Raw genomic sequence first — 18579 nt, 5'->3', positions numbered from 1 at the left:
TCTCTGCGCGTTCTTTTTTTTTTTTTATCCCGGGGGGGGGGGGGGGGGCGGCTTTGTTTGTGGCGCCCCCCGCGGGGGGGGGGGGCCCCCCCCCCCCGCGGAAGCGGTCGGCGGCCCAGGCGCATTGCCCCTCCGTCTCCTCAGACGGAAGCCTTGCCGGTGTCGCCTTGAGCGGTGTCGGTGTCGCCTCGAGGGCTACGGGACTGCTTCCGGACCGGGACGAAGAGCGCGGCGACAAACCCCGCGACGGCGAACAGTGCGGCGCCGGTGAGGGCCAGACCGTAGCCGGCGGCCCTGGCGTCGACGGCGCCCGCGCCGGCCCCGGTCCGGACGTCGATGCGAGCCGCGGACAGCGCTGCCAGGGTCACCAGGCCGACGGCGCTGCCGAGTTGGCGGGTGGTGTTGAGGAGCCCGGAGGCCAGGCCGGCCTGGTGGGGGGCGAGCCCGGCGGTGGCGGCGTTCGTCGTGGCGTTGAGCACCGCGCCCATTCCCGATCCGAGCAGGACACAGGGTCCGAGCACGTCGCCGAGGTAGTCGGCGCCCGCGTCCACGGACGACAGCCAGAACAGGGCGCCCGCGGCGAGGGCGAGGCCGCCGAGCAGGATCGGGCGCGGGCCGATCCTCGGCACGAGGGGCGCGATCCCCCAGCCGCCCAGGGCCATGCCGACGGAGAGCGGGAGGTAGCTGAGCCCGGTGTGCAACGGGCTGTAACCGAGAACCTGTTGGAGGACCAGCGTGAAGAAGTAGAAGGTGCTGAAGAGGGCGGCGATACCGAAGAAGGCCACCAGGTTGGCAGCGGCGACCGACCGGTTCCGGAAGATGCCGAGCGGCACCAGGGGATGGCGGGCGAACCTCGCCTGGATCACCAGGAACGCGGCGATCAGGAGTGCCCCGGCCAGCAGCGGGCCAAGGACCCGTGGCGACCCCCAGCCGTGTGCGGCGTACTGGGAGACACCGTAGACGGCGGACATCAGGCCGAGGGTGACGGTCACCGCGCCGGGCAGGTCGAGGCCACTGCCCTTCATGCCCGTCCGGCGGGGGCGGGTCTCCGGGACCACCCAGCGGACGGTGGCGAACAGCACGAGGCCGATCGGGACGTTCACCAGGAAGATCCAGCGCCAGGAGAACCACTCGATGATCACTCCGCCGGCCAGCACACCGATCGCGCCCGCGGCTCCGGAGACTGCGCTCCACCAGCCGAACGCCCGTGCGCGGGCGGCCGGTTCGGTGAACGTCGTGCCGAGCACGGTGAGGGTGGCGGGTGCCATGACCGCGGCGCCGAGCCCCTGGAAGGCGCGGGCGAGGACCAGGGTGAGCGGGGCGTCCGCGGCTCCCCCGACGAGGCTGGCCAGCGTGAACAGACCGACCCCGCACGCGAAGATCCGGCGCTGGCCGAACAGGTCCGCGAGCCGCCCGCCGAGCAGCAGGAAGCCGCAGACGACCACCGTGTAGGCGTTGTTCACGAGTTGCAGGTTGTGCTGGGTGAAGTGCAGGTCCGCGGCGATGACGGGCAGGGCCACGTTCACCACCGAGGCGTCCAGCACGTTCATGAACTGGCCCAGGCAGCAGGCGGCCAGCACGAGGAAGAGCCGATGGTCGGCACTCCCCCTGCCGGGCTCGGCGGCCGTCTCTCGGGTCCCTTCGGTCACAGTCATGGCAGGCACGCTGCGCCGGACCGGTCGACCGGCGGTAGCGATCCGGTCGAGCCCGCACAGGCGGTCGAGAGTTCCTCCACCGCGATTGCAGGGCCTCTCGCCACAGTCCGTTGCGGTACCTCCGCACGGATGGCCGATATTCCCCAAGGAGAGCTCACCATGGCCAAGATCACCTACAAGCATCCGAACGGCACCGTCACCATCCTCGACGTCGAGGCGCCCAACACGGTCATGCGCGCGGCAAAGCTCAACAACGTCGACGGCATCGAGGCCCAGTGCGGCGGCTCCGCCCAGTGCGGCACCTGCCACGTATACGTCGACGCGGAGAGTTCCGTGCCGCTGCCCGAGATGGACCCCGTCGAGGACGACGTGCTGTACGGAACGGCGTGCGAGCGCACCGAGTTCAGCAGGCTCAGCTGCCAGTTGCCGGTCTCCGAGGACCTGGACGGCCTGCTGGTCCACCTGCCCGAGGCGCAGAGCTGATGGCCTCGCACTCGGTGGTGGTCGTCGGCGCGGGCCAGGCCGGCCTCGAAACAGCGGCGGCCCTGCGCGGCCGTGGCTACGAGGGCCGGATCACGCTCGTCGGGGACGAGCCGTCCGGCCCCTGCGACCGCCCGCCCCTGTCGAAGGGCTATCTGGCCGGCACGGTCCCGGCCGCGGACATCGCGCTGCGCCCGCCGTCGTTCTACGCCGCGCAGGACATCGAGCTGCTGTCGGGCGAGCGGGTCGCCTCGGTCGACCGGGAGCGGCGCACGGTCCTGCTGGAGTCCGGACTGCGCCTGCCGTACGGCGCGCTGGTCCTGGCGACCGGCTGCCGCCCGCGGACGCTGCCCGTGCCCGGCGCCTCGCTGGCCGGGGTCCTTGCACTGCGCGGCCTGGCCGACGCGGAGGACCTGCGGCTGCGGCTCAGCGGGCCGCCCCGCAGCGTCGTCGTGGTCGGCGCCGGGTTCATCGGTCTCGAGGTGGCGGCCACCGCGCGTGGCCTCGGCCACGACGTGACCGTGGTCGAGGCCCAGCCGATTGCGCTGGCCCGCGCGCTGACGCCGCAGATGTCGGCCCAGGTCGTGGCCGAGCACCGCGCCCAGGGGGTGCGGGTGCTGCTCGGCCGCGAGGTATCCGCGTTCTACGGCGACGCGGAGGGCCGGGTCCAGGTCATGGAGCTGGGGGACGGTGAGCGGATCGCCGCCGATCTCGTCGTGGTCGGTGTCGGTGTCCTGCCCAACACCCGCCTCGCGCTCACCGCGGACCTGGTCGTCGGCGACGGCATCGTCGTGGACGAGCGGCTGCGGACCGAGGACCCGGACATCTACGCGGTCGGTGACTGCGCCCGCTTCCCCAGCCCGCACGCCGGCCGGTACCTCCGCCTCGAGTCCGTCCAGAACGCCACCGACCAGGCGCGCTGCGTGGCCGCCGCGATATGTGGCGAGCCGTACGCGTACACCGCCGTGCCCTGGTTCTGGTCGGAGCAGTACGCGATGCGGCTCCAGATGGCCGGTCTGACGGCCGCCCACGACGAGACCGTGACCGTCGGCGACCCGGACGGCGGGCGGTTCTCCGTCCTCTGTTTCCGCGCCGGCCGGCTGATCGGTGCCGAGTCCATGAACCGTCCGGCGGACCACGGCATCGTCCGCCGGCTGCTGACCACCGGCACGCATCTGGCACCGGAGACGGCCCGGGAGCCGGGCTTCGACCTCAAGAAGCTCCCCCGTACGCCTGCCGTGTCGACCGGCTCACCCGCAATGTCCGTCCCCGCCTGACAACCATTTCCTGCTTCCTGCGAGTACGGCGAAGGGGGCGTCCGTGGTGCGGACGCCCCCTTCGCCGTGCGCAAGGGATCAGCTCTCCGGGCCGAGCAGCACCGCGGAGTAGTTCTTGCGGGCGGCGGTGTCGTACTGGAGCGCCACGTGGCTCGTCGCCGACGTGATGTCCCGCCAGAAGCGCTGGAGTGCGTGGCCCTCGCCGAGGCCGCCGGTCCCGGCGGCGCCGACCAGCAGGGCCACGGCCTCGCGAAGCATCTCGGCGGCGAACGGGGCGTTCCGCTCGTTGCGCGCCATGTGCTCGGGGGTGAAGAGGCGCTGGTCGAGGACCTGGGCGTTCTCCATGACGAGGTGGCGTGCGGCGTCGATCCGGCCGGAGGCACGTACGACGGTCAGCTCGGCGGTGTGGTTGCGCCGGCGCCCGGTGATCGATCCCGTACAGGCGGCGAGCGCGCCGGTGGAGGCGCCGACGACGGGGGCGATGAAGGTGAGTCCGCCCACCGCCTGGAAGGGCACGTTGTGGGCGGGCAGGCCGGAGGCGCCGTTGCGGCCGGTGAGCATGTCGGCGCGGTCGAGGGTCAGATGCGCCGGTACGAACACGTCGTCGACCACGACGGTGTGGCTGCCGGTGGCCCGCATCCCCACGCTGTCCCAGGTCTCGCGCACCGTGTACGCGCCGCGCGGCAGCGTGAAGAAGCGCAGCTGCGGCGGGCCCTCACCGCCCGCGACCGCCGCGCAGACCATCACCCAGTCGGCGAAGTCGACGGCGCTGACATAGGCCCACTCGCCGGTGACCCGCCAGCCGCCGTCGGCCGGCCTGGCCCGCCCGGCGGGCATCAGACCGGTCGCCACGAACGTGTCGGGCCCCGCGCCCCACAGCTCCTGGTGCCCCTGCTCGGGCAGGTGCGAGGCGAGGCGGGCCGAGTACGCGGCGAGGGAGGCACACCACGCGGAGGCGGCGCAGCCCTCGCCGACGGAGATGACGGCCCGCGTCAGGTCTTCGAACGAACCCTCCGTGCCGCCGAATCGCGCGGCCACGAAATGCCGGGCGAACCCGGCCTCCCGTATCGCGTCGCTGACCTCGCGGGACAGGCTGCGGCCCGCGTCCGCGTCGGCCGCGTGGCGGGCCGCGAGCAGGCGGATCCGGTCGGCGGCGGGGACGAGCCCGGCTGCGGGAACGGCCGGGGCGGCGTCGGGAGCGGCGATCACGCCGACGTCGACGCTCACGATCCGGACCCGTTCGCGACGGCGCGGGCGAAGAGCTCGAGCGTCTCGCCGGGGCTCGGCCCGTCGAGCGCCTTGAAGATCCGCTCGGCGCCCGGACCGTGCTGGTCCAGCTTGACGTGGGCGAGCGCGACGCGGGTGTGTCCCGCGTCGACGGCCTCGAAGTCGACCTCGATCTGGCTGGCGCCTTCGTCGGTGGGGAGGGACTGCCAGTTGGGGTCGATCCGCCAGGTCATGACGACGCGGCGGCCCGGCTCCCACTCCAGCACGCGGCCCCAGGCGATCTCGGTGCCCTCCACGTCCCACTCGTAGTAGCGCCCGCCCACTTCGCCTTCGAAGGCGAGGCCGGCCCGCTCCTTGCGCACCAGGATGTGGCTCGGCGGCCACCAGTCCGCCGGGCGCTCGGTGAAGACCTTGAAGCACTCGCCGGGCGTCGCCGCCACGGTCACCGACTTCCTGACGTCGGGCAGGGTCTGCGGTTGCTCGGGCACGGGGCCTCCTCGCTCCGGCCAGGTATCCGCCCGGCCACGGCATCTAATGCGCCCAAGCTGACCGGCCCCGCTAGGCCCCGTGTCGAGTACGGCTCGAACAGCCGGACTCCAGCCCGGCTCCACCCCGGTGCGAGAAACCCGCAAGGCGGCGGGCCCACCGTCGAGCCGACGTGGACCGGATCGACACGAGCGATATCGACATGAGCGATGGGGAGAGCACGATGACAGACACGGGACGACGAGTGGCCTTCGTGACCGGTGCGACCAGCGGGATCGGCCTGGCCGTGACCGAGCTGCTGGCCCGGCAGGGTGTCGCTGTGTTCGGTGTGGCGCGTGACGCGGAGAACGTCGCCACCATGGTCAAGGAACAGCGCGAACAGGGTCACGAGGTGGCCGGCACGGTGTGCGACGTGACATCCCTGACGCAGATCCAGGAGGCCGTGCGGGCCGCCGTGGCCGAGTACGGCCGCATCGACATCCTCGTCAACAACGCGGGCCGTGGCGGTGGCGGCGTGACCGCCGAGCTGGCCGACTCGCTCTGGGACGACGTGATCGAGACCAACCTGAACGGCACCTTCCGTGTCACCCGGGAGGTACTCAGCACGGGTCTGATGCGCGAAGGGTCCTGGGGACGGATCATCAACATCGCCTCCACCGGCGGCAAGCAGGGCGTCGAGCTCGCCGCGCCCTACTCCGCCTCCAAGCACGGCGTGATCGGCTTCACCAAGGCCGTCGGCAAGGAACTCGCCGCGACCGGTATCACCGTGAACGCCGTCTGCCCCGGATACGTCGAGACGCCCATGGCCCAGCGCGTGCGGCAGGGCTACGCGGGCCACTACGGGGTCAGCGAGCAGGAGATCCAGGAGAAGTTCAACGCGAAGATCCCGCTCGGCCGTTACTCCACTCCCGAAGAGGTCGCCGGGCTCGTCGGCTACCTCGCGTCGGACCCGGCCGGGTCCATCACCGCCCAGGCCATGAACGTCTGCGGTGGGCTCGGCAACTACTGATGGTCCTGATCGACGAGCAGAAGAACGAGCAGAAAAGGAGTGTCTGACATGACTGCTGTGACCGCCGGCGCGCTGCTGGCCGAACCCGACGTGGCCGCTTTCCGGGCCGCGATGGCCCGATTCCCGACGGGCGTCACCCTGCTCACCCAGGGGAGCGGCGACGAGACCGTCGTGATGACGCTCAACACCCTGACCTCCGTCTCGCTCGACCCGCTGCTGATCCTCGTGTCCGTCAAGGCCTCCGGCCGGATGCGCCCGCGGATCTCGGGCTCGGGCAGCTTCGCCGTGAACGTGCTCGGCGAGGCGCAGCTGGATCTGGCGCTGGAGTTCTGCCGGCCCGACCGGCCGGAGGGCCGCGCCGCGATGCTGCGCCTCGGTGCCGAGGAGGGCGTCACCGGCAACGCCGTACTGCCCGCCTCGGAGACATACGTCGAGTGCGTGCTGGACGCGGAGTACACGGCCGGCGACCACACGCTGCTGATCGGCCGGGTCGTCGCCCTGTCCGGCGGGTCGTCCGAGCCGGATCCGCTCCTGTTCCACCGGGGCGAGTTCGGCCGGCTGTCGCCCGCCTCTTCCACCTCGTCCGCCTCGTCCGCCTCGTCCGCCGAGCAGCGGGAGGCGGCCGCGTGAGTGCGACAACTGCGTCCTCGGTGGCTGCGCCCGGCAGCCTGCGACAGGTCGCCGACGGGGTGTACGCCTTCGTCCAGCCGGAGGGCGGCTGGTGCCTGAACAACGCCGGCCTCGTCGCCGGCGGCGGCCAGGCGGTCCTGATCGACACGGCGGCGACCGAGTCCCGTACCCGCAGGCTGCGGGAGGAGGTGGAGCGCGTGGTGCCGGGTGGCCCGGACTACGTGGTCAACACCCACTTCCACGGCGACCACACGTTCGGCAACGGCCAGTTCACGCCGCGTGCCGCCGTCGTCGCGCACGCGGGCACCCGGTCCGACACGGAGGAGGCGGGCCTCGGTCTGCGCCACCTGTGGCCGGACGTCGAGTGGGGCGAGACCCCGCTGACCCTGCCCACACTCACCTTCCGGGACGAGCTCACCCTGCACGCGGAGGGCGGCCTGCGCACCGAGCTGCTCCACGTGGGGCCCGCCCACACCGCGAACGACGTGATCGCGTGGGTGCCGGAGCGCGGCGTGCTGTTCACCGGGGACGTGGTGTGGTCGGGGGTGACCCCGTACCTCCTGATGGGCTCCGTCACCGGGTCTCTGCGGGCCCTGGAGCGCATGCGCGCGCTCGGTGCCTCCGTGGTCGTCCCCGGGCACGGTCCGGTCGGCGGCCCCGAGCTCCTCGACGCCACGGAGGCCTACGTCCACTGGCTCCAGGACCTCGCGCGGGACGGCCTGCGGCGCGGCGTGGGCCCGCTCCAGGCGGCCCGGGACGCGGACCTCGGCTCGTTCGCCGGGCTCCTGGACTCCGAGCGCCTGGTCGGAAACCTGCACCGCGCGTACGCCGAACTCGAGGGCCTGGCACCTGGCGCCCGTATCGATGTCGCGGCGTCCTTCAAGGAGATGGTCGCCTTCCACGGCGCCCTGCCCTCCTGCCACGCCTGACCGCACAGCCCGGAACCTCCCGGACCGGAACCTCACAGCCGTTACCTCACAGCCGTTACCTCACAGGCCGGAGGCCGAGACCCCGCACCGACGAAACCGCCGCACTGAAAGGAGTCGTCGATGGAGACGATTCTGCTGGACCGCGAGACGCACGTGGCACCCCCGACGCACCTGGAGTTCCACGGGGTGCCGTGCCGGATACCTCTGCTGCTGGCCGGGGACCTCGACGACGACGGGAGCGAACCCCACATCTGCCGGAGCATCGACTGAGCCGCCGCCCAGAACGTGTCATCGGCCGGCACATGGCCGAGGGGCCCCCGTCGAGGGGCCCCTCGGCCATGTGCCGGATCTCCGTGTTCAGGCCGGTTCCGTGTACAGGCCGGTCAGGAGGCCGCGGGAGCCGCGGGGCTGTCGCGGTGGATGACGCGGGAGCGGGTCAGCAGCCCGCCGTCGCGGCGCACGAGCACGTCGTCGACGGTGAACGTCGGCTGGAAGGAGACCTTCCCTTCGCGGTCGGTCTGGGTGACCAGCGTGTAGTACGAGACCCGGATGGTGTCCGCGTCCTGGGGGTCTGCCTCTATGAGGAGGTGGCCGAACCAGTGGCGTACGGCGATGTCCTTGTAGCGCGGCAGGTTGGCGCGCATCCCGGCGATCATCTCCACCCGGCCGCTCTGACGCTGACCGCCCGCGTGGACGACCTCCCCGTCGTCCGTGAACGTGTCGGCGAAGCCCTCGATGTCCAGGGCGTCGACCCGACGCATCTGCTGGGCGTAGAACGTCTGCACCTCGGCGTACAGGTCACCCGTGACCTGCTGGCGGAGGGTCCCGACGGACTGAGACATGGCGAACTCCCTTCGCGGCGGCCCTTCCGGCCGCCCGTCGTCGGCATCAGCCTGCCGGGCGCGGCTGCAGCGTCACTGGAGAGGCGCTCGCGGTGACCGGCCGGCGCCCCTGGCCAGCACGGTGAGTGAAATGGCAGGATCGCCCGCATGCCCAAGGCCCTCCCCCGTATCAGCAGGCGCCGAGCCCTGGAGGGCTCGGCCGCCGCCCTCGTGGTCCTCGGGCTGCTCCTGTGGTGGCTGCTGCCGCTGGACGACGGGAGGCCGGGGGGCAGCGTGACCTTCAGTACGGGCCAGCGGACCGGGGTGTACGAGCGCTACGGCAACCTCCTCAAGACCGCGCTCGGCCACGACCTGCCGGACCTCGACGTGCGCCTGACGAACAGCGAGGGGTCCCAGGAGAACGTCGAGCGGGTCGCCACGGGGAAGGCCGACTTCACGATCGCGGCCGCCGACGCCGTGGAGAAGTACAAGCTTCAGGGCGGCGCCGGAGGGGACCGGCTGCGCGGCTGCGCCCGCCTGTACGACGACTACGTGCAGCTGGTCGTGCCCCGTTCGTCGTCGATCAGGTCGGTCCAGGACCTGCGCGGCCTCCGGGTCGCCGTGGGCGGCAGGCGCTCCGGAGTACGGCTCATCGCGGAGCGCGTGGTCGAGGCCGCCGGCCTCGACCTGGAGAAGGACATGAAGCCGGTCTCCACGGGGATCGACGGCATGCCCCAGGCGCTCAAGGGCGGCGACATCGACGCCTTCTTCTGGTCGGGCGGCCTGCCGACGACCCATGTGCGCAAGCTGTCGGAGACCTACCCCATCCGTCTCGTCGAGCTCGGCAACCTCGTCGACGCGCTGCACAAGCAGGGCGGCGCGTCCCGCTACTACCGGGCTGCCGTGATGCCCGCGGACGCCTATCCGGACGCGCAGCAGGGTGTCTCGGTGCCCACGCTGGCCGTGGCGAATCTGCTGGTCACCACAGACCGTGCGGACCCCCGCCTCACGGAGGCGGTGACGCGCACGGTGATAGACAGCCGCGACCACATCGGCGCGCAGGTGCACGCGGCGCAGCTCGTGGACCTGCGGACGGCGCTCTACACGGATCCGCTGGCGCTGCACGAGGGCGCCCGCCGCTACTACCGCTCGGTGAAGCCGTAGGGCCCTGACCCGCCGCCTCAGCCTTCCCGATGGGTCCGGGGCACGGCCACCGTCACGCGCAGCCCGTGCGGCTCGTGAGGGGCGTACGTGATGGAGCCGCCGCCCGCTGCGAGCAGCGCCCGCGAGATGGACAGGCCGAGGCCCGAGCCCTTGACGTTCTGGTGGCCGGCGCTGCGCCAGAACCGGTCGCCGATCCGCGCGAGTTCGTCCTCGCGCAGGCCCGGACCCCGGTCCGCGACCACGATCTCCGTGGACTCTCCGTTACGGGCGACGCTGACCTTCACCTCCTCGCCGGAGGGGGTGAACTTCAGGGCGTTGTCGATCACCGCGTCCAGGGCGCTCGACAGCGTCACGGGATCCGACCAGCCGGTGACCGCGGGGCAGTCCTCGATCAGGCGCACGCCCTTCTCGTCGGCGACCGGCCGCCAGGCGCCCACGCGTTCGGTCACCAGCTCGCCGATGTCCGTGAGCCGCAGGTCCGCCTCGGTGTGTTCGGCGAGGGCCAGGTCGAGGAGGTCGTCGAGGACCGAGGCGAGCCGCTTGCCCTCCGTGCGCACCGAGGCGATCTCCTCGTTCCCCTCGGGCAGTTCGAAGGCCAGGAGTTCGATGCGCAGGAGCAGGGCGGCGAGCGGATTGCGCAGCTGGTGCGAGGCGTCGGCGACGAAGGCGCGCTGCTGCTCCAGGACGTCCTCGACGTTGTCGGCCATCTCGTTGAACGACCGGGCCAGACGCTGGAGTTCCGGCGGTCCGCCGGCCGAGGCGACGCGGGACTTCAGGCGTCCGGTGGCGATGTCGTGGGTGGTCGCGTCGAGGACGCGCACGGGCCGCAGGACCCAGCCCGTCAAGCGCAGCGCGGCGCCGACGGCCAGGAGCATCGCGGCCGCCTCGCCCGCCGCGATGAGCAGCCATCCCTGGAGCGTCTTGGAGCGCATCTTGCCGGTGGGCGAGTCGGTGACGACGACCGCGACGACGTCGCCGTCGCTGATGACCGGTGACGCGACGACGAGCCGGCCACGCTGCCAGGGCCACACCTGCCGGGGGTCGTGGCTGCCGCGCGAGAACAGGGCCTCGTCGAAGGCCTCGCGCACGGCTCCGTCGCGGGGCAGCTGCCAGCCGTCCGGGGCACGCCCCATGGGGTCGTTGTTGCGGTGGAAGACGCCCGCGCGGATCCCGTACACCTCGTAGTAGCGGGTGAGTTCGTTCTGCAGGGTCTGCTGGCGCTCGTCCGTGACGCGTACGCGGGAACCCGTCGAGCGCTTGGTGACGAACTGGGCCAGCGCGGCAAAGCGTGCCGTGTCGTCGATGCGGTCGACGACGACCTTCTGCTGCTGGGCGGCCGCCACGCTCACGGCGAGCGGGAAGCCGAGCGCGAGCAGCACGCCCGCCATGAGGACGATGAGCAGCGGGAGGAGGCGAGCGCGCACCCGCGGCCTCTAGGCGGCCGGCGCGACGAGCCGGTACCCGACGCCGCGCACGGTCTCGATGAGGGCGGGCATGCGCAGCTTGGAGCGCAGGGACGCGACATGCACCTCCAGGGTGCGGCCCGTCCCCTCCCAACTGGTGCGCCAGACCTCGCTGATGATCTGTTCCCGGCGGAACACCACCCCGGGGCGCTGCGCGAGAAGCGCCAGGAGGTCGAACTCCTTGCGGGTCAGTTGGACAACCGAACCGTCCACGCTGACCTGGCGGGTGGGCAGTTCGATGTGCACGGACCCGAGCCGCAGACCGTCCTCGGCCGACGCGGAGGCCTCGTCCGGCACGCTGCGCCGGCTGACCGCATGGATGCGGGCGAGCAGCTCCCCGGTGTCGTACGGCTTCACCACGTAGTCGTCGGCGCCGAGGTTGAGGCCGTGGATGCGGGAACGTACGTCCGAGCGCGCGGTCACCATGATCACGGGTGTCGACGTGCGCTTGCGGATCTTGCCGCACACCTCGTAGCCGTCCTGGTCGGGCAGGCCGAGATCGAGGAGTACGACACCGAAGGCGTCCGCCTCGGGGACGAGTGTCCGGAGCGCCTCCTCGCCGCTGCGGGCGTGTTTCACGTCGAAGCCGTGCCGGGCGAGGACCGCCGACAGAGCGGCGGCGACATGGTCGTCGTCCTCGACGAGAAGCAGTCTCATCACGGCCCCCTTCGGTTCATCGGTCGTTCGGCCCCGGCACGCCGGCAGGCATTATCCGTGCACGCGCGTGCGGCTCACCAGGGCATCCACTCCGAAACATAAGGACGCCGTCAAGAGCGTTCCGGTTACCGACGCCTTCCGTTATCCAGCCGGTACGCGCGGGGGCACCCACTTCACGCATCGTGGCCGGTTGAAGCCGGATCGTTATGCTCAAGTTCCGCTCAGATGTAATGACGCTGGTTGTACGGCATTACTACTGTCCTCCCAACCGAGGAGGATGGAGCAAGACCCCGATGACCGATGTATCGGTGACCAAGGACGCCATTCCCGCGGCCGACGAGCTGGTCGTGCTGAACCAAGTCAACAAGCACTTCGGCGCGCTGCACGTGCTCCAGGACATCGACCTGACCATCGCGCGTGGTGAGGTCGTCGTCGTCATCGGACCCTCGGGCTCCGGCAAGTCGACGCTGTGCCGCACGATCAACCGCCTGGAGACCGTCGACACGGGTGCCATCACGATCGACGGCAAGCCGCTGCCCCAGGAGGGCAAGGAGCTGGCCCGCCTCCGCGCGGACGTGGGCATGGTCTTCCAGTCCTTCAACCTCTTCGCGCACAAGACCGTGCTCGAGAACGTGATGCTGGGGCAGATCAAGGTCCGCAAGGCGGACAAGAAGGCGGCCGAGGCCAAGGCACGCACCCTGCTCGACCGGGTGGGCGTCGGCACGCAGGCGGACAAGTACCCCGCGCAGCTCTCCGGCGGGCAGCAGCAACGCGTCGCGATCGCACGGGCGTTGGCGATGGACCCCAAGATCATGCTCTTCGACGAGCCGACGTCGGCCCTCGACCCGGAGATGATCAACGAGGTCCTCGAGGTCATGCAGCAGCTCGCCAGTGACGGCATGACGATGATCGTCGTCACCCACGAGATGGGCTTCGCGCGCTCGGCGGCCAACCGCGTGGTCTTCATGGCAGACGGACGAATCGTCGAAGAGGCCACCCCCGACCAGTTCTTCAGCAACCCGCGCAGCGACCGGGCCAAGGACTTCCTGTCGAAGATCCTGCACCACTGACGCCGACGCACGGGCGTCCGACTTTCCCACGGCCGAATTCTGCCGACACGAAGGATATTCACCATGAAGCTCCGCAAGTCCGCCGCCGCGGCGGCCACTGTCGCCGTGCTCGCCCTCGCCGCCACCGCGTGCGGCGGCGACTCCGGCAACGCCGGTGACAAGCCCGCCGGCGGCGCCGGCGGCAAGGACCAGCCGAAGCTGCCCACGTACACGGTCGCCTCGGGCGTGAAGCTGGACTCCGCGACGCTGAAGCGGGCGCAGAAGGCCGGAAAGATCGTCATCGGCGCCAAGAACGACCAGCCGTACCTCGGCTTCCAGGACACCGACGGCAAGCGCTCCGGCTTCGACATCGAGATCGCCAAGATGGTCGCCGCCGACCTCGGCTTCAAGCCGTCGCAGATCGAGTTCAAGACGATCGACTCGAACGTCCGTGAGACGACCATCTCCAAGGGCGAGGTCGACCTCTACGTAGGCACGTACACGATCAACGACGAGCGCAAGAAGCAGGTCGGTTTCGCCGGCCCGTACTTCATGGCCGGCGCCGACCTCCTCGTCCGCGGCGACGAGAAGGGCATCACGGGCCCGGACTCCGTCAAGGGCAAGACGGTCTGCTCCATCAAGGGCTCGACCCCGCTCCAGGAGATCAAGAAGGCCAAGTACGGCGCCAAGACCGTCGAGCTGTCCAAGTACTCCGAGTGCGTGCAGCAGCTGCTCAACAACGAGGTCGACGCCGTCACCACCGACGACGCGATCCTCAAGGGCTACGCCGCCCAGCGCCCGGGCAAGCTGAAGGTCGTCGGCAAGCCGTTCACCGAGGAGCCGTACGGCGTCGGCATGAACAAGGACGACAAGGCGCTGCGCGAGGCGGTCGCGAACGCCATCGAGGCGCACGAGAAGAACGGCGACTACAAGAAGGCGTACGACGCGACGCTCGGCCTGTCCAAGTCCGCGTACACCGCGCCGCCGGCGCTCGAGCGCTACTGACGCGCTGACGGTGCGGGCCCCGGCCCGCACCGTACGACCCCCCGGCAGTGACCGGCCCGCCACGGGCGCAACCGCACAGTGCGCCCGTAGCACGGCCCTCGCTGCCTGTCCGCCGCCGCCCACGAGGACATCCCCGTGAACGTATTGCTCGACCATCTCGCGGAATTCCGCGAGGGGTTCATAGGCACCGTCCTGCTGACCCTGGCCAGCGGGCTCCTCGCGATGGTCCTGGGTGTCATCATCGCCGGGTTCCGTGTCTCACCCGTGCCCCCGCTGCGCTTCTTCGGCACCGCCTGGGTCACGCTCTTCAGGAACACCCCGCTGACCCTGCTCTTCCTTGTGGCGTGGTTCGTCGTTCCGGTCATCTTCATGCCGGGCCTCAGCCCGTGGGCCAAGGCCCTCATGGCGCTGGGCTTCTACACCTCGGCGTTCGTGTGCGAGGCCGTCCGGTCCGGCATCAGCACGGTGCCGCTGGGACAGGCCGAGGCCGCCCGGTCCATCGGAATGACCTTCTTCCAGACGCTGCGCCTGATCATCCTTCCGCAGGCCACCCGCACCGTCCTGCCGCCGCTCAGCTCGATCTTCATCGCGCTGACGAAGAACTCGGCGATCGCGGGCGCGTTCAGTGTCACCGAGCTGTTCGGCGTGCAGAAGCTGCTCAGCGACCAGGGCTTCGCCATCGCCTGGATCTTCCTCTGGGTGGCTCTCGGCTACCTGGTCATCACCTTCACCATCAGCGGTCTCTTCCGGCTGCTCGAGCGGCGCATGGGGGTCGCACGATGAGTTCGAGCGTCCTGTACGACGCACCGGGTCCCAAGGCCCGGGTGCGCAACCGCATCTACACGGTCGCCGGCTCCCTGGCCGTGCTCGGCCTGATCGCGTTCACCCTCTATCGGATGAACGTCAAGGGGCAGCTGGAGCCCGAGGTCTGGAACATCTTCAACAACGCCGGTGTGCGGACCAGCATCCGCGACGGCGTGGTCACCACGCTGAAGGTGTTCGCCGTCGCCGGCGTGCTCTCCCTGGTGCTCGGCCTGCTCCTGGCCGTCGCGCGCCTGTCCGAGCACAAGACGGTCCGCTGGGCGGCCACGGGCTTCATCGAACTGTTCCGCGCGATCCCGCTGCTGATCACGATCTACGCCCTGTGGTTCCTGTTCCTGACCTACAAGAACGACCTCGGCGTCGTCGGCGACAACACCGCCTTCTGGGCGCTCGTCATCGGTCTGACCGTCTACAACGGCTGTGTGCAGGCCGAGGTGATCCGGGCGGGCGTCAACGCCGTGCCGCGCGGACAGGTGGAAGCCGCGTACGCACTGGGGCTGCGCAAGTCGCAGGTCATGACGATGCTGCTGCTGCCGCAGGCCGTGCGCTCCATGCTGCCGACGATGATCAGCCAGCTCGTGGTTACCCTCAAGGACACCTCGCTCGGCTACATCATCACGTACAGCGAGCTGCTGTTCGCGGCCCGCACGATGGCCAGCAACATCATCGTCAACGGCGAGAACCCCATCACCGCGGTGGTCATCGTCGTCGGCGCGATCTACGTGGCACTGTGTCTGGCCCTGGCCGGGCTCGCCACCTGGATCGAGCGGCGCGGCCGTCGCGCGAAGACGGGCATCGCGGTGACCGCCGCCACCGAGCCCTCCGTCGTGGACGGGACCGACTGAACCGCTCTGCGGAAGAACTGACGAGATGTGAGCAAACGGAGGCAGTGGCGTGATCGCCACTGCCTCCGTCACTTGACGCAAGCACCCGCAATGGGTTGCATACGTTCTGTGATCGCGCACCCCGCTCCAACTGCCCTTTCTTGTACGCCTCCCACAGCACTCCCCGGGGCAGGAGGAGCCGCGCCGTGGACCCGGTGATCGTCGTCGGCGCCGGGCCCGTCGGGCTCACGCTCTCCCTCGCTCTCGCCCGCCACGGCGTGCCCTCAGTAGTGCTCGACGAGGGCCCCGGCAAGGACGAACAGCGCCCCGCACGGACCGTGATCCTCCGCGAGGACACCGCCGCCCTCGTGGAGCGGCTCGCCCGGACGTCGTTCGACGCGACGGGCACGCGCTGGACCGGCTGGCGCTCTCTGCGACGCAAACAGGTGATGCGGGAGCTCACCTTCGGTGAGCAGATGCCCTCGCCCCTGCATCTGGCCCAGCACGAACTGACGGGCGCCCTGCGGGAGGCCGCCGTCGGCGAGCGGCTCATCAAGGTCGCCGTGAACAGCCGCCTCGACTCGATCGAGCAGGAGAGCGGCGCACTGACCGCGCACACCCGCGGCCCGAAGGGCACCTGGTGGCGCGGAAGCTTCCTGGTGGGCTGCGACGGCCCGCGCTCCACGGTCCGCAAGCTGCTCGACATCCGCTTCCCCGGCCGCACGTCCGTCGAGCGACACGCCGTCGCCGCGCTGCGCACGGAACTTCCCTGGCCCGGCGAGGCGTTGCTTCATCGGAGCCTTCCCTGGCGGACGTCGGGCCCGTCCGGCGGGGAGGTCATCGGCCGCCCCCTCGCCGACGGCGTCTGGCGCCTCGACTGGCTGCTGCCGCCCCGCAGCGAGCTGGTCACGCCCGACATCCTGGTGACCCGCATCCGGGAGACGCTGGCCGGCTGGTGCGCCGGCTCGACACCGCCGTACGAGCTGCTGGACACAGGAGTGCACACGGTTCACCATCGCCTGGCCCGGCGGTGGCGGGTCGGCCGGGTCTTCCTCGCCGGTGACGCGGCGCACCTGCTCGGCGCGCTCGGCACCCAGGGCCTCGACGAGGGCCTGAGGGACGCGGACAACCTCGCCTGGAAGCTGGCCCTCGCCTGGCACGACGGCCCGCACGAGGCGCTCCTCGACAGCTATCAGGCCGAGCGCCGCGCCGTCGTCGCGGGCCGGCTGCGCGCCGCCGACCAGGCGCTGCCGATACTGCGGGGCGGCAAGGGTCTACGCTCGTACGTCGCCGGATCCGCGCGCGGCCATGACGCGCTGCTCACGGACGGTCATCTGGGGCACGGGGCGCTGGGCGCTGCGGGGGCGTACGCCGAATCGCCTCTCGCGCCGGAGCCCTCCGAAGCGGAGGTCGACGTGGGTACGGCTCCGGGCGCCCCCGTCCGGGACGTGCGGGTCACTGCCCCCGACGGGTCCTTCGTCCGACTGCGGGACCGGCTCGGCCTCGGGCACCTGCTCGTCGTCCTGATCGCGCCCGGCACGGGTGTGTGGGAGCGGCGGCACTGGGTCTCGGCCGGGGTAATGCCACGGCTCGCGGCCTCCGTCACGGCCCTGCCGCACGAGGCGGAGCTGCTGGTCGCGGAGAGTTACCCGGGCGCCCCGGCACACTCCGTGCTGCTTGTGCGCCCGGACGGCCACCTGGTCACGGCGCTGAGCGGGGTGCATCCCGCTCAGCTGTACGCGGCCGCGCAAGCCGCGCTCGGGGGGCCTGTGGAGGACGGCGCGAAGGCCGGGAGCGCCGCCGGAACAAGTTGACCGACCCCCTCCGCCATGGTGTACTCCGGAGCGTGACCGACACCGATGTGCGCCTGTGGCGGAGGGTCCATATGGACCTCGTCCGCTATGCGGGCTGCGTGTGTCGCCCGTCCTGCTGAATTCGCCTCTCCCCTCTGCGCGCCCCCTTTTCCCGGGTTCACCGACTCTTCCGGGCCTTCTCGCGCGCTTTCCGCGAACCTTCAGGACGGTATCCGTGTCTGCCTCAGTCTCCCCTTCCCTGGTGACCTCCGCGCCCACGCGGCGTGACCTCCTCGACTTCGTACGCCGTACCGCCGAGGACCACGAACTCATCGCCTCGCTCCCGCTGGACCCCGAGGGCCGCACATGGGTGCGGCTCGAAGGGCCCGGCGGCAGCGAGGCCTGGCTCATCGGCTGGCCGCCCGGCACCGGCACCGGCTGGCACGACCACGCCGAATCCGTCGGCGCCTTCCTCACGGCGTCGGGCGAGCTCAAGGAGAACTCACTCGCGGCCCGGCTGCCCGCCGACGGCTGGAAGACGCTTGAGCTGTCCGACGGAGTCGACCGCGAACGGATGTTGACCGCGGGCAAGTCCAGGGCCTTCGGGCAGCACCATGTGCACGAGGTTCTCAACGAGTCCACGAGCGAGCACGCGATCTCCGTGCACGCCTACTACCCGCCGCTCCCGCAGATCCGCCGCTACAGCCGCACAGGCTCGGTGCTGCGGCTCGAGACGGTGGAGCGGCCGGAGGACTGGCAGTGAGCGGAGGGAGCAGGGTGGGTGACGTGACTGCCGGGGTGAGTGACGTGAGCGGCTCGCGGAGTGAACGGCCCGAGGGCATCGACGAGCTGCTCGACCGGGTGCGCCTCGGACTGGACCGGGTCGAGGCCGATGAGGCGTACACGGCCGCCACGGCGGGCGACGCGCTCCTCGTCGACATCCGCTACGCGGCGCTGCGCGAGCGGGACGGGCTGATCCCCGGTGCACTCGTGGTGGAGCGCAACGAACTGGAGTGGCGGCTCGATCCGCAGGGCAGCCATCGCGCGGCCGAGGCCACGAGCCACGATCTGCGCGTCGTGGTCGTCTGCAACGAGGGCTACGCGTCGAGCCTCGCCGCCGTCTCCCTGCGGCAGTTGGGGCTGCACCGGGCCACGGATCTGGTCGGCGGATTCCAGGCGTGGAGGGCGGCGGGGCTGCCGGTGGCCGAGTGACGGTCGTGTGCGGCTGTAGGAGTACGTGATGGCGGGCGCCCCTGATGTAAGGGGCGCCCACCATTGCGTACCGCCC

At 71.0% G+C, this 18579-nt stretch carries 21 protein-coding genes; 15 read left to right on the top strand and 6 right to left on the bottom strand.

The features are described from left to right. Positions 1 to 140: 140 nt before the first annotated feature. Positions 141 to 1655 carry an MFS transporter gene (locus ACWFR4_RS42030; RefSeq protein WP_453656813.1) on the bottom strand — a complete coding sequence of 505 codons (1515 nt, stop codon included), beginning with the start codon at positions 1653 to 1655 and terminating at the stop codon, positions 141 to 143. Positions 1656 to 1814: 159 nt separating this feature from the next. On the opposite strand from ACWFR4_RS42030, the gene ACWFR4_RS42025 reads away from it, so the two are divergent. Together ACWFR4_RS42025 and ACWFR4_RS42020 are read left to right on the top strand one after the other, a co-directional pair. Further along, positions 1815 to 2138 (top strand): 2Fe-2S iron-sulfur cluster-binding protein, encoded by a 324-nt coding sequence (locus ACWFR4_RS42025; RefSeq protein ID WP_266674857.1) that lies wholly within the window; start codon positions 1815 to 1817, stop codon positions 2136 to 2138. Next, the gene (locus ACWFR4_RS42020) at positions 2138 to 3412 is read left to right on the top strand and encodes an NAD(P)/FAD-dependent oxidoreductase (protein ID WP_453656812.1); all 1275 of its coding nucleotides are present in this window, start codon (positions 2138 to 2140) and stop codon (positions 3410 to 3412) included. Before ACWFR4_RS42025 ends, ACWFR4_RS42020 begins: the two co-directional genes overlap by 1 nt. Positions 3413 to 3490: 78 nt before the next feature. On the opposite strand, the gene ACWFR4_RS42015 is transcribed toward ACWFR4_RS42020, so the two are convergent. Further along, entirely contained in the window at positions 3491 to 4639 is a 1149-nt protein-coding gene (locus tag ACWFR4_RS42015; RefSeq protein ID WP_453656811.1) for a hydrolase, read from the bottom strand. After that, positions 4636 to 5127, bottom strand: a complete 492-nt coding sequence (locus ACWFR4_RS42010) for an SRPBCC domain-containing protein (protein ID WP_453656810.1) — start codon at positions 5125 to 5127, stop codon at positions 4636 to 4638. The genes ACWFR4_RS42015 and ACWFR4_RS42010 overlap by 4 nt, the downstream gene beginning before the upstream one ends. A 221-nt stretch (positions 5128 to 5348) precedes the next feature. Between ACWFR4_RS42010 and ACWFR4_RS42005 the strand changes: the two genes are divergently transcribed. The 4 genes from ACWFR4_RS42005 to ACWFR4_RS41990 all read left to right on the top strand — a co-directional run bounded on the left by ACWFR4_RS42005 (position 5349) and on the right by ACWFR4_RS41990 (position 7963). Further along, positions 5349 to 6134 (top strand): SDR family NAD(P)-dependent oxidoreductase, encoded by a 786-nt coding sequence (locus tag ACWFR4_RS42005; RefSeq protein ID WP_453469035.1) that lies wholly within the window; start codon positions 5349 to 5351, stop codon positions 6132 to 6134. Positions 6135 to 6182: 48 nt separating this feature from the next. Then, entirely contained in the window at positions 6183 to 6764 is a 582-nt protein-coding gene (locus ACWFR4_RS42000) for a flavin reductase family protein (protein WP_453656809.1), read from the top strand. Then, positions 6761 to 7693, top strand: a complete 933-nt coding sequence (locus ACWFR4_RS41995) for an MBL fold metallo-hydrolase (protein WP_453469037.1) — start codon at positions 6761 to 6763, stop codon at positions 7691 to 7693. Before ACWFR4_RS42000 ends, ACWFR4_RS41995 begins: the two co-directional genes overlap by 4 nt. 120 nt (positions 7694 to 7813) lie before the next feature. Then, positions 7814 to 7963 carry a hypothetical protein gene (locus ACWFR4_RS41990; RefSeq protein WP_266559245.1) on the top strand — a complete coding sequence of 50 codons (150 nt, stop codon included), beginning with the start codon at positions 7814 to 7816 and terminating at the stop codon, positions 7961 to 7963. Positions 7964 to 8076: 113 nt separating this feature from the next. On the opposite strand, the gene ACWFR4_RS41985 is transcribed toward ACWFR4_RS41990, so the two are convergent. Further along, positions 8077 to 8535: a nuclear transport factor 2 family protein gene (locus ACWFR4_RS41985; RefSeq protein WP_453458569.1), complete on the bottom strand. Its 459-nt coding sequence runs from the start codon at positions 8533 to 8535 to the stop codon at positions 8077 to 8079. Positions 8536 to 8682: 147 nt separating this feature from the next. Here ACWFR4_RS41985 and ACWFR4_RS41980 point away from each other — a divergent pair, with 147 nt between their 5' ends. Beyond that, positions 8683 to 9678, top strand: a complete 996-nt coding sequence (locus ACWFR4_RS41980; protein ID WP_453656808.1) for a TAXI family TRAP transporter solute-binding subunit — start codon at positions 8683 to 8685, stop codon at positions 9676 to 9678. A 17-nt stretch (positions 9679 to 9695) separates the two neighbouring features. Here ACWFR4_RS41980 and ACWFR4_RS41975 read toward each other — a convergent pair whose 3' ends face one another. Together ACWFR4_RS41975 and ACWFR4_RS41970 are read right to left on the bottom strand one after the other, a co-directional pair. Further along, positions 9696 to 11102 carry a sensor histidine kinase gene (locus ACWFR4_RS41975; RefSeq protein ID WP_453656807.1) on the bottom strand — a complete coding sequence of 469 codons (1407 nt, stop codon included), beginning with the start codon at positions 11100 to 11102 and terminating at the stop codon, positions 9696 to 9698. A 9-nt stretch (positions 11103 to 11111) separates the two neighbouring features. Next, positions 11112 to 11798 (bottom strand): response regulator transcription factor, encoded by a 687-nt coding sequence (locus ACWFR4_RS41970; RefSeq protein WP_453458577.1) that lies wholly within the window; start codon positions 11796 to 11798, stop codon positions 11112 to 11114. Between the two features lie 293 nt (positions 11799 to 12091). On the opposite strand from ACWFR4_RS41970, the gene ACWFR4_RS41965 reads away from it, so the two are divergent. From ACWFR4_RS41965 to ACWFR4_RS41930, 8 genes are all read left to right on the top strand, one after another. Beyond that, positions 12092 to 12868: an amino acid ABC transporter ATP-binding protein gene (locus ACWFR4_RS41965; RefSeq protein ID WP_326710821.1), complete on the top strand. Its 777-nt coding sequence runs from the start codon at positions 12092 to 12094 to the stop codon at positions 12866 to 12868. A gap of 63 nt (positions 12869 to 12931) precedes the next feature. Then, the gene (locus ACWFR4_RS41960; RefSeq protein WP_453458580.1) at positions 12932 to 13852 is read left to right on the top strand and encodes a glutamate ABC transporter substrate-binding protein; all 921 of its coding nucleotides are present in this window, start codon (positions 12932 to 12934) and stop codon (positions 13850 to 13852) included. A 135-nt stretch (positions 13853 to 13987) separates the two neighbouring features. Beyond that, complete coding sequence (locus ACWFR4_RS41955; protein WP_116509108.1) at positions 13988 to 14635, top strand: amino acid ABC transporter permease; 648 nt, start codon at positions 13988 to 13990, stop codon at positions 14633 to 14635. Next, positions 14632 to 15519 (top strand): amino acid ABC transporter permease, encoded by an 888-nt coding sequence (locus tag ACWFR4_RS41950; protein WP_453458583.1) that lies wholly within the window; start codon positions 14632 to 14634, stop codon positions 15517 to 15519. The genes ACWFR4_RS41955 and ACWFR4_RS41950 overlap by 4 nt, the downstream gene beginning before the upstream one ends. Before the next feature lie 185 nt (positions 15520 to 15704). Beyond that, complete coding sequence (locus ACWFR4_RS41945; protein ID WP_453458586.1) at positions 15705 to 17312, top strand: FAD-dependent monooxygenase; 1608 nt, start codon at positions 15705 to 15707, stop codon at positions 17310 to 17312. Positions 17313 to 17344: 32 nt separating this feature from the next. Continuing rightward, the gene (locus ACWFR4_RS41940; RefSeq protein ID WP_311605579.1) at positions 17345 to 17431 is read left to right on the top strand and encodes a putative leader peptide; all 87 of its coding nucleotides are present in this window, start codon (positions 17345 to 17347) and stop codon (positions 17429 to 17431) included. 95 nt (positions 17432 to 17526) lie between these two features. Further along, positions 17527 to 18054, top strand: a complete 528-nt coding sequence (locus tag ACWFR4_RS41935) for a cysteine dioxygenase (protein WP_453458589.1) — start codon at positions 17527 to 17529, stop codon at positions 18052 to 18054. 14 nt (positions 18055 to 18068) lie between these two features. Further along, positions 18069 to 18503, top strand: coding sequence for a rhodanese-like domain-containing protein (locus ACWFR4_RS41930; protein WP_453656806.1), 435 nt, complete (start codon positions 18069 to 18071; stop codon positions 18501 to 18503). The last annotated feature ends 76 nt before the right edge of the window (positions 18504 to 18579 follow it).

The sequence above is a fragment of the Streptomyces sp. NPDC055140 genome, assembly GCF_053607285.1.
The sequence above is the reverse complement of the archived record's forward strand: the minus strand, read 5'-3'. Positions and strand labels throughout refer to the sequence as shown.

What these genes read in the sequence shown, in the direction of transcription:
- ACWFR4_RS41960 (WP_453458580.1), top strand. Translation starts at nt 12,932, where the DNA reads ATGAAGCTCCGCAAGTCCGCCGCCGCGGCGGCCACTGTCGCCGTGCTC.
- ACWFR4_RS42025 (WP_266674857.1), top strand. Translation starts at nt 1,815, where the DNA reads ATGGCCAAGATCACCTACAAGCATCCGAACGGCACCGTCACCATCCTC.
- ACWFR4_RS41965 (WP_326710821.1), top strand. Translation starts at nt 12,092, where the DNA reads ATGACCGATGTATCGGTGACCAAGGACGCCATTCCCGCGGCCGACGAG.
- ACWFR4_RS41950 (WP_453458583.1), top strand. Translation starts at nt 14,632, where the DNA reads ATGAGTTCGAGCGTCCTGTACGACGCACCGGGTCCCAAGGCCCGGGTG.
- ACWFR4_RS42030 (WP_453656813.1), bottom strand. Translation starts at nt 1,655, where the DNA reads ATGACTGTGACCGAAGGGACCCGAGAGACGGCCGCCGAGCCCGGCAGG.
- ACWFR4_RS41985 (WP_453458569.1), bottom strand. Translation starts at nt 8,535, where the DNA reads ATGTCTCAGTCCGTCGGGACCCTCCGCCAGCAGGTCACGGGTGACCTG.
- ACWFR4_RS42020 (WP_453656812.1), top strand. Translation starts at nt 2,138, where the DNA reads ATGGCCTCGCACTCGGTGGTGGTCGTCGGCGCGGGCCAGGCCGGCCTC.
- ACWFR4_RS41980 (WP_453656808.1), top strand. Translation starts at nt 8,683, where the DNA reads ATGCCCAAGGCCCTCCCCCGTATCAGCAGGCGCCGAGCCCTGGAGGGC.
- ACWFR4_RS42005 (WP_453469035.1), top strand. Translation starts at nt 5,349, where the DNA reads ATGACAGACACGGGACGACGAGTGGCCTTCGTGACCGGTGCGACCAGC.
- ACWFR4_RS41970 (WP_453458577.1), bottom strand. Translation starts at nt 11,798, where the DNA reads ATGAGACTGCTTCTCGTCGAGGACGACGACCATGTCGCCGCCGCTCTG.
- ACWFR4_RS42000 (WP_453656809.1), top strand. Translation starts at nt 6,183, where the DNA reads ATGACTGCTGTGACCGCCGGCGCGCTGCTGGCCGAACCCGACGTGGCC.
- ACWFR4_RS41990 (WP_266559245.1), top strand. Translation starts at nt 7,814, where the DNA reads ATGGAGACGATTCTGCTGGACCGCGAGACGCACGTGGCACCCCCGACG.